Below are 8681 nucleotides of genomic sequence, written 5' to 3' on the forward strand. Positions count from 1 at the left end.
ACCGGCCCCGGCGCTGTACAACACGAGCGCATCACACCAGCGAATCCCGCCAGGCGGCGTGCAGTCCGGCGAAGCGGCCCTGGCCTGCGATCAGCTCGGCCGGTGCGCCGTCCTCCACCACACGGCCGCCGTCGAGCACCAGCACCCGGTCGGCAATGGCGACCGTGGACAGCCGATGCGCGATGATGACGGCCGTCCGGTCCCGCAGCAGCGTCTCCAGCGCACGCTGCACCAGGCGCTCACCGGGGATGTCGAGACTCGACGTGGCCTCGTCGAGCACGATCACCACCGGATCGGCGAGGAACACCCTGGCGAAGGCGACGAGCTGACGCTGACCGGCCGATAATCGCCCACCCCTGGTTCGCACGTCGGTGTCGTACCCGTCCGGCAGCGACCCGACGAACTGGTCGAGCCCGACAGCGCGGGCCGCCGCCCGCAGCTCTGCATCGGTGGCCGACGGCCTGCCGAGCCGGATGTTGTCGGCGATCGTGCCGGAGAACAGGTACGCCTCCTGCGTGATCATCACGACGTGCCTGCGCAGCTCGGTGTCGGCCAGTTCGCGCAGGTCGACACCGTCGAGAGTGATGGTGCCGCCGGACGGATCGTAGAAGCGGGTGAGCAGCTTGGCCAGCGTCGACTTGCCGGCCCCTGTGGCACCGACCAGTGCGACGATCTGCCCGGCCGGGATGTCGAGGTCGAATTCGGGCAGCACCGGCGAAGCCGCGTCGTAGCCGAACCACACCTTGTCCATCCGCACCGCACCGGTGGGGTGATCGACCGTCACTGGTTCGACCGGTTCCGCGACCGCCGGTTCCTCCTCGAGCACACCGGAGATCTTCTCCAGTGCCGCCGCGGCCGACTGGTAGGAGTTGAACACCTGGGCCAGCTCGTCCAGCGGGCCGAAGAACTGGTCGAGGTAGAGCAGGTAGGCCGCGAGCACACCGATGGCCAGGTTGCCCTCCATCACCTGCCAGGACCCGACGAGCAGCACGACAACGGTTGTCACCTTGCCGATGAAGTTCGACAGACCGACGTAGTCGCCGACGCCGCGCATCGCGGTGGTCGTCGCCTTCTGGTACGCCGCGTCCTCGACGCCGAGTACTTCCTGGTTGCGGTGTTCGCGCCGGAACGCCTGCACCGCCCGCATGCCGCTCATCGATTCGACGAACTGCACGATCACCCTGGCGATCGCGCCACGGGTCCGCCGGTAACCCGCCCGCTGACGCCGCTGCGCCCACCGGGTGACGAATACCAGGGGCACGAACCCGAGCAGCACGATGGCCGCGAGCATCGGGTCGAGCCAGACGAGCAGGACGGCGATGGTCACCACCGAGAGCAGCGCGCTCGCCGCCTGGTTCAGCGCGCCCTCGAGCAGGTCCTGCAGCGCCTCGATATCGCTGGTGAGCCGGGTGACGACCTTGCCCGAGGTGTACTTCTCGTGGAACGACACACTCAACCGCTGGGTGTGCGCGAAGGTGCGCACCCGCAGGTCGAACAGCACCCGCTGGCTCAGCGTTCCGGCCGCGCGCAGGAAGGCGAAGGTGGTGAGACCCGACAGCACCGTCACCGCGACGAACCCGGCGACGGTCGCGATCAACGGCGTCCAGTTCCCTTGGCGCCCTTGCGCGATCCCGTGGTCGAGCCCGTAGGCGATGAACAGCGGCACCGACACCTTCGCCGCGTTGTCCAGCACGATCAGGACGAAGGTGAGGACGGCCAGCTTGCGGTAGGGCCGGACCAGATCGAGCAGCAGCCTGCGGGAACGGCCGGCGAGCACCACGTTTCCGGTGCCGGTGACGGCGTCGTCCTCCTTGGCGATGCCGCGCCAGTCGGCCGCCTGATCCTGTTGTGGTTCAACCGTTTCGGTGGTCATCACGCACCGCCCATCAGTTCGCGGTAGTGGCGGCTGGTGCGAAGCAGTTTGTCGTGGGTGCCCTCGGCGACGATGTGTCCGTCGGCGAGCAGCGCCACCCGGTCGGCCAGTGCGGCGGTGGACGGGCGGTGCGCCACCAGCAGGGTCGTCGCACCGGAGAGCACCGCGCGCAGCCGATCCTGCACGCGCTCCTCGGTTTCCACGTCCAGCGCGGAGAGCGGGTCGTCGAGCACCATGATCCGGCCCTCGGCGGCATCCGCCGCACCGGTGAGCACCGCCCGGGCCAGCGCGAGCCGTTGCCGCTGCCCGCCGGACAGACTCATGCCCTGCTCACCGATCCTGGTGTCGAGACCCCAGGGCAGCGCGTCGACGAAGTCGGTGGCCTGGGCGATGTCGAGCGCGCGCCGCACGTCGTCGTCGGTGGCGCTCGGGTCGCCGAGGGCCACGTTCTCGCGCACGCTCGCCGAGAACAGCACCGGCTCCTCGAAGGCCACCGTCACCACCCGGCGCAGGTCGGCCAGTCGCAGCGTGGCGATGTCGACGCCGTCGATGGTGATGCGGCCGGCGTTCACGTCGTAGAGGCGTGGGATCAGCTCCAGCAGTGCGGTTTTGCCGCTACCGGTCGCGCCGACGAGCGCGACCGTCTCGCCCGGCCTGATCCGCAGCGAGACATCTTCCAGCACAGCGTTTTCCGGACCACCGTCGGCACGCGGGTAACCGAACCGGACGCCCTCGATCACCAGTTCGCCGCGCACCGGCACGGGCAGGGCGACCGGGTCCGGCGGGTCGGCGATGTCGAGCGGGGTGTCGATGATCTCCCAGTACCGGTCGGCGGCGGTACGCGCCTCGAACAGCTCCGACAGCAGGAAGCCGAGCCAGATCACCGGCCACTGCAGGAACGTTTCCAGCGTGACGGCGGCGACCAGGGTGCCGATGGTCATGGAGCTCTGCGCCACCGCGTATCCGCCGACACCGAGCGACAGCGCGATCGCGATGGTCGGTAGCGCGACCAGCGCCGACCACAGCGTGGCGTCCAGATGCACCTTCGTCAGCTCGGTGCGTTGCAATTCACGCGACAGAGCGGTGAAGCGGGCACCGAAGAACTGGCCACGGCCGAGCGCCTTGAGCACACGCACGCCCTGCGCGGATTCCTGGGCGATGGTCGCCAGGTCTCCCGCCTGGTCCTGGGAGCGGCGCGAGGCCACCTCGAACCGGCGAACGAAACGTGCGCAGTACACGGTGAGCGGCAGGCAGGTCACCGTGAAGATCAGCCCCACCTGCCAATTCAGCACGAACAAGGCGATGAGCCCGACGGGCGCGATCACCGAGTTGACGATGAGGAACGGTCCGGCGAACGCGACGAACCGGCGCAGCGCCGACATGTCGTCGACCGCACGCGAGAGCAGCTGACCGGACTGCCACCCGTCGTGACGGCCGATCGACAACGCCTGCAGCTTCGCGAACAGCTTTGCCCGCATGGTGATTTCGAATGTCGTCGCCGGTTTGGACACCAACCAGCGCCTGCCCCACATGCCGAACGATTCGAGTGCGCCGAGCAGGAACACGAATGCGACCGGCACGAGCAGACCCGCGAAATCGCGGCGCGCGATCGGTCCGTCGATGATGCGAGCGATGACCAGCGGTGTCACCACCGCGGTCGCGGCCATCATGATGGCCAACAGGTTCGCCAGGATCAGCGGAACCCGGTACGGCTTCAGGTAGGGCAGGAACCGGCGCAGCGAGCGCATACCCCCGCGCGCTCGCTGTGTGGGCTGCCCCGAACTGTCGGCCTCCGATTCGGTGACCGCCAGTTCTGATGTGACAGACAAAGACTCCCCCTCGGGTCCGGTTGGATGGGTTGGTTACCGGAACGGACTCCCAGACGATGTTCGCATCGGGGTCCGACAAGTAGGCCCTTCCAGAGTCGCACCGGACCCCCGTTCCCGGCCACCGAATTTTCTGCCGGACGAAAGCATCCACAGGTGTGCACAGCCCCGGCTGCTACGCCCTCTGCCGCTGTTCAGCGGCCCGATACAATGCCGCAGGCGCGAGAAGTGGGTGTTTGCGCGTTCCGACAAGCACAGGAGGACTGTTGACGCGGATGGTCGGGTTGTTCGCCGGGATCGGCGGGCTCGAACTCGGCCTCGGCAGACACGGATGGTCCACCGAGTTGCTGTGTGAGATCGATCCGGGTGCGCAGGGCGTGCTCGCCGCGCGTTTTCCCGAAACACCACTGCACGCCGACATCACCCGGCTGCGTTCGCTGCCAGCGCGCACCGAACTGGTCGCGGCGGGGTTCCCGTGCCAGGACCTCTCGCAGGCCGGGCGCACCGCGGGTATCACCGGTCGCCGTTCCGGGCTGGTCGACGAGGTGTTCCGGCTGGTCCGGCGGCAGCGTGGGCCGCGCTGGCTGCTGATCGAGAACGTGCCGTTCATGCTCCAGCTGGGTCGTGGCGCGGCGATGCGCCACATCACCACCGCCCTGGAGGAACTCGGGTACACCTGGGCCTACCGGGTGGTCGACGGTCGCGCGTTCGGGTTGCCGCAACGGCGCCAGCGCGTGCTGATGCTCGCATCCCGCACCGAGGACCCGCGCCAGGTGCTGTTCGGTGACGACGCGGGCCCGCGCGACTACGGCGACCCCGACCGCGACCCGTGCGGCTTCTACTGGACCGAGGGCGTGCGCGGCCTCGGCTGGGCGGTGAACGCGGTGCCGACCTTGAAGGGCGGTTCCGGGCTCGGCATCGCCAGCCCGCCCGCGGTGCGGCTTCCGGCGGGCGAGATCGTCACCCCCGGCATCATCGATGGGGAACGATTACAGGGTTTCGATGCCGAGTGGACCGCGCCCGCGCTCGACGTACCGGGTGTGCGGCAGGGGCATCGGTGGAAGCTGGTCGGCAACGCGGTGAGTGTGCGGATGGCGAACTGGGTGGGTGAGCGGCTGGCCGCGCCGCTGGAGCCGCTCACCGTCGGTGCGCCGCTGCGGCCGGGCGCACCGTGGCCGAGTGCGGCGTGGGGGCATGCGGGCGTGGTGCATCAGGTGCCGCTGTCGACGTGGCCGGTCCACGAGCCCTACGAGGATCTGAAGAACTTCCTCACCGAACCGCGACTGCTCTCCCCGCGGGCCACGGCCGGATTTCTGCGACGAACGTCCATGGGCAACTTGCGTTTTCCGCCCGGATTCCTCGACGACGTGCGCGACCATCTCGATCGCATGGGTGGCTGGGCGGCATGACGGGGAGGCGGGACCACGGAGCCGATGCTCCGCGGTCGGCACCCGTCACCGACGCGGCGACCAGCGCGCGGATGTCACGCCAGCGCCGTGCCGACACCGCTCCCGAACTCGCCTTACGACGCGAGCTGCACCGCGCGGGCCTGCGCTATTTCGTCGACCGAGCACCGATCAAGGGCCAGCGCCGACGCGCCGATGTGGTGTTCCCACGCCGTCGCGTCGCCGTGTATGTCGACGGCTGCTTCTGGCATCGGTGTCCCGAACACGCGACCGATCCGAAGAACAATGCCGAGTGGTGGGCGCAGAAACTGGCGGGCAATGTGGCACGCGATCGCGCCACCGATGCCGCGTTGATCGAGGCGGGCTGGCGGGTGGTTCGGGTGTGGGAACACGAGGACCCGCGGGTCGTCGCCCAGCAGATCGTCGCGTTGGTTCGCGGAACTGGCTGACCGGGGTTCGGCCCTCGTCCGAGAATGCCCGGTGACCGGGCGCGCTTGGTCAGCGGCGGCGGGGCGAGCGGTCGGCGCGGACGCGGACCAGGGAACGGGGTGCGTTGGCGGCGGCGTAGCCGGATACCACCATCGCCAGGATCGTGGCGAAGCCGGCCAGTGCGATCACGTAGCTCATCTGAGACCTTCCGGTTGGTGACATCGCCCAGCTTGCCCGCCCAACCTGACAACAACCTGTGCGCCCTGTGATGAAACCGCATGTGACCCGGTCACACACCCCGTTCGCCCCGCCTACTTCACGGTGATCTTCACCGTATGACCTCCCACCTTCGCGGGCAGCTTCGTCGTGTCGACCACCAGCACCTCACCGGTGTCCTGTAATCCGTTGGCCAGCGTCTTGGGCTTCAAGCCGAACGGTGGTTGCTCGCCGGTGCTCGCGGCGAGACCGAAGTCGCTGTCATTGGCGATGTAGACGGTCTTGCCGCCGTCGAGCGAGGCGATGCCCTCGATCTTGTCGTGGCCGAAGAACCTGCCCTTGTCGTCGAGTGCGGTGACCAGGGCCGCCAGGTCGAGGTTGCTCTTCTTCTCCACCGGTGTGATGCCCGATTTCTTCAGTGCGGCAATCGCATCGGTGGTCGGGACGGTGCCGATCAGGGTTTCGATCGCCTTGCCGTCGACCAGCAGGCCGCCCTGCTCGGCGTCGTACCGAGCGCCCGCGAGGGTGGAGTGGGGACCGACGTCGGTGGCGCCCGCGATGTCGATCGTCCAGATCTTCTTGTTCGCCTCGGGCGCCAGGTTCCCGTCACGTTCGGCGACCAGGAAGGTCGTCGCGCTCAGCGCCGTGATCTCGGAAACGGCGACCTTGTTCTGCTTCGGGTTCTCCAGCGGGTACAGGAATTCCTTCTGCGCCTTGGTTTTCAGATCGACGGTGACGATCCGCGCGAACGGAACTTCCTTGGCCGAGCCGTCGAGGCCGGGCGTCTTCAGCGCGCTCTGCACCATGCCGACCAGCGTGCTGCCGTCCGGGGTGATGGTGAGCCCTTCCATGCCCTGGTTGGGGCTGCGCAGCGCGATCTCCTTCGGCAGCCCGCTGCCGGGTGCGAGCCGTTCGATCTCGGTGCCGTCGGCGGCGAAGTGCACCAGGAACGGTCCGTACTCGTCCGATACCCAGAACGTGCCGTCGGCAAGGGCGACAAGTCCTTCCGGGTCGAGGCCGTGATCCGTGGCCGGCAGCACCGTGCCTGCCAGATCCTTGATCGTCTCGCCGGTACTTGCCGCCGAGTCGACCTGTCCGTTGAACGGGACGCCCGCCCGGTTGCGCAGCTCGATGCTCGACTGCAGCACGGCCTTGCTGCCGACCAGCTTGAACTTGCCGATCTTCGGAACGAACGTCGGTGTGGGCGAGAGCTTCTCGTTCTTTCCCGGACCGTCGACATTGGGGCCACGGTCGGTGAGACCGTAGAACTCGTCGGTGGTGCCCGGCACCGGTGTCCACGCCGACCCGAAACCGCTGCCCTGCACCGTGGTGCCGCCGAATTCGCCGAGCACCGGGATGTCGGTGGTGTACAGCCGGACCGCGTCGCTGGTGGTCACGGTGAACTGGTCGAGCCCGGTGTAACCGGCGCTCGGTGTGTACACGTAGGACCCGTCGGTCTTGCGGGTGAGGTTGCCGTGCTCGGGCTCCATGCTCACGCCGAGCACCGCGTCCCCGCCCACGCTCGCCACGAGTTCGTCCAGCGAGATCACCAACGACTGGTCCTTCGTGGCGGTGAAGTCGGGATCGGAGCCGGGTGTCGAGCAGGCCGCAGTGACGGCCGCGGCACACAGCGCGGCCGTGAGCGGGAAGAGACGAAGTGCTGGTCGTGCGTTCATCCGCCTTGCGTACCGCGCGCAACCGACCAGCAGACGACCGGGAAATGAATTGTCCTCCCGCAACCGGTGGCCCATTCTGGCCACCATGACAACAACACGGCTCAACATTTCCTCTGCCTCCGACTTCGAGGATGTCGTCGGGTATTCGCGTGCCGTGCGGGTGGGCGACCATGTGCTGGTCAGCGGCACCACGGCGGCGCTGCCCGGTGGGGGCGCTGTCGGTGGCGACGATATCGGCGCCCAGACCCGCGAGATCCTCGCGCGGATCGCCACCGCACTCGACCAGGCGGGCGCGAGTGTGCACGATGTGGTGCGGACCAGGATGTTCGTCACTGATATCTCCCGTTGGCCGGAGGTCGCGGCCGCGCACGCCGAGGTGTTCGGCGATATCCGGCCCGCGGCGTCGATGTACGAGGTCACCGCGTTGATCGCGCCCGGGCTGCTGGTGGAGATCGAAGCCGATGCGATCGTCGCCGGCTGATCGTCGCATCACGGGCACTTCGCACCCTGGGCGTCGACGGCGAAAAGTGCACAGTTATCCACAGGTTTCGAGTTATCCACAGGCGGGGTCGAGGGCGTCGTGAACTCCGGTGCCGCGCGCGTCGAACTACTACCCTCGATCTCGTGACCAGCGAAATGGCAACGCCCACCGACCTGTTGGCTCAGGTCTCCGCCTCCACCGCGCGTCTCGAGGCCTCGATCGGCGCGCTCGGCGAATCGGCTCTGGCCGAGCCGTCCCAGCTGCCCGGCTGGACCCGCGGCCATGTCGTCGCCCACTTGTCCCGCAATGCGGACAGCTTGCTGAACCTGCTGCTGTGGGCGCACACCGGCATCGAGATCCCGCAGTATCCGAGCGTGGCGGTGCGCGACGCCGACATCGAAACCGGTGCGGGCCGCGCACCCGACGTGCAGCGGGCCGACTTCGCCGCGTCGGCCCATCGCTGGCAGGCCTTGGCCACCACCATGTCCGCCGCCGACTGGGCGGCCGAGGTCCGCAACCGCCAGGGCGGCACCCTCACCGCCGACATCGTACCGTGGATGCGTCTGCGCGAAACCGAGATCCACCACGTCGACCTCGGCGTCGGCTACTCCCCCGCCGACTGGCCGAAGGAATTCGTCGCCCGCCTGCTCCCCGAAACCGTCGCCGACCTGTCGGCCAAGGTCCACCCCGAAGCCACCCCGACCTTCGACATCCAAGCCACCGACACCGACTTCATCGCCACCATCGGCCCCGACCGCCCCCACCACACCGTCC

General features: G+C 68.4%; 8 protein-coding genes. 4 read left to right on the plus strand and 4 right to left on the minus strand.

Features of this window, described 5'->3' with window-relative positions:
- Positions 1-31: 31 nt before the first annotated feature.
- Positions 32-1873 (minus strand): ABC transporter ATP-binding protein, encoded by a 1842-nt coding sequence (locus HYG95_RS21510; protein ID WP_181700470.1) that lies wholly within the window; start codon positions 1871-1873, stop codon positions 32-34.
- Positions 1873-3702 (minus strand): ABC transporter ATP-binding protein, encoded by a 1830-nt coding sequence (locus HYG95_RS21515; RefSeq protein ID WP_370465875.1) that lies wholly within the window; start codon positions 3700-3702, stop codon positions 1873-1875. The genes HYG95_RS21510 and HYG95_RS21515 overlap by 1 nt, the downstream gene beginning before the upstream one ends.
- Positions 3703-3974: 272 nt before the next feature.
- Here HYG95_RS21515 and HYG95_RS21520 point away from each other — a divergent pair, with 272 nt between their 5' ends.
- Both HYG95_RS21520 and HYG95_RS21525 read left to right on the plus strand, forming a co-directional pair.
- A complete protein-coding gene (locus tag HYG95_RS21520) occupies positions 3975-5108 on the plus strand; it encodes a DNA cytosine methyltransferase (protein ID WP_181700483.1) in 1134 nt (377 codons plus the stop codon).
- Positions 5105-5554, plus strand: a complete 450-nt coding sequence (locus HYG95_RS21525) for a very short patch repair endonuclease (protein WP_181700471.1) — start codon at positions 5105-5107, stop codon at positions 5552-5554. Before HYG95_RS21520 ends, HYG95_RS21525 begins: the two co-directional genes overlap by 4 nt.
- Before the next feature lie 49 nt (positions 5555-5603).
- On the opposite strand, the gene HYG95_RS24980 is transcribed toward HYG95_RS21525, so the two are convergent.
- Positions 5604-5732, minus strand: a complete 129-nt coding sequence (locus HYG95_RS24980; RefSeq protein ID WP_255495604.1) for a hypothetical protein — start codon at positions 5730-5732, stop codon at positions 5604-5606.
- 113 nt (positions 5733-5845) lie between these two features.
- The gene (locus HYG95_RS21530) at positions 5846-7426 is read right to left on the minus strand and encodes an esterase-like activity of phytase family protein (RefSeq protein WP_181700473.1); all 1581 of its coding nucleotides are present in this window, start codon (positions 7424-7426) and stop codon (positions 5846-5848) included.
- 85 nt (positions 7427-7511) lie between these two features.
- Between HYG95_RS21530 and HYG95_RS21535 the strand changes: the two genes are divergently transcribed.
- Together HYG95_RS21535 and HYG95_RS21540 are read left to right on the plus strand one after the other, a co-directional pair.
- Positions 7512-7907, plus strand: a complete 396-nt coding sequence (locus HYG95_RS21535) for a RidA family protein (protein WP_181700474.1) — start codon at positions 7512-7514, stop codon at positions 7905-7907.
- A gap of 143 nt (positions 7908-8050) precedes the next feature.
- A partial coding sequence (locus tag HYG95_RS21540) for a maleylpyruvate isomerase family mycothiol-dependent enzyme (RefSeq protein ID WP_181700476.1) occupies positions 8051-8681 on the plus strand: 631 nt, incomplete at its 3' end.

Origin of the sequence: Nocardia sp. GTS18 (assembly GCF_013839555.1) — a bacterium.
Taxonomy (GTDB): domain Bacteria; phylum Actinomycetota; class Actinomycetes; order Mycobacteriales; family Mycobacteriaceae; genus Nocardia; species Nocardia rosealba.

Bases quoted from the DNA above. Each gene is read 5' to 3' on its own strand.
- HYG95_RS21510 (WP_181700470.1), bottom strand. From the start codon at position 1,873: ATGACCACCGAAACGGTTGAACCACAACAGGATCAGGCGGCCGACTGG.
- HYG95_RS21520 (WP_181700483.1), top strand. From the start codon at position 3,975: ATGGTCGGGTTGTTCGCCGGGATCGGCGGGCTCGAACTCGGCCTCGGC.
- HYG95_RS21525 (WP_181700471.1), top strand. From the start codon at position 5,105: ATGACGGGGAGGCGGGACCACGGAGCCGATGCTCCGCGGTCGGCACCC.
- HYG95_RS24980 (WP_255495604.1), bottom strand. From the start codon at position 5,732: ATGAGCTACGTGATCGCACTGGCCGGCTTCGCCACGATCCTGGCGATG.
- HYG95_RS21530 (WP_181700473.1), bottom strand. From the start codon at position 7,426: ATGAACGCACGACCAGCACTTCGTCTCTTCCCGCTCACGGCCGCGCTG.
- HYG95_RS21535 (WP_181700474.1), top strand. From the start codon at position 7,512: ATGACAACAACACGGCTCAACATTTCCTCTGCCTCCGACTTCGAGGAT.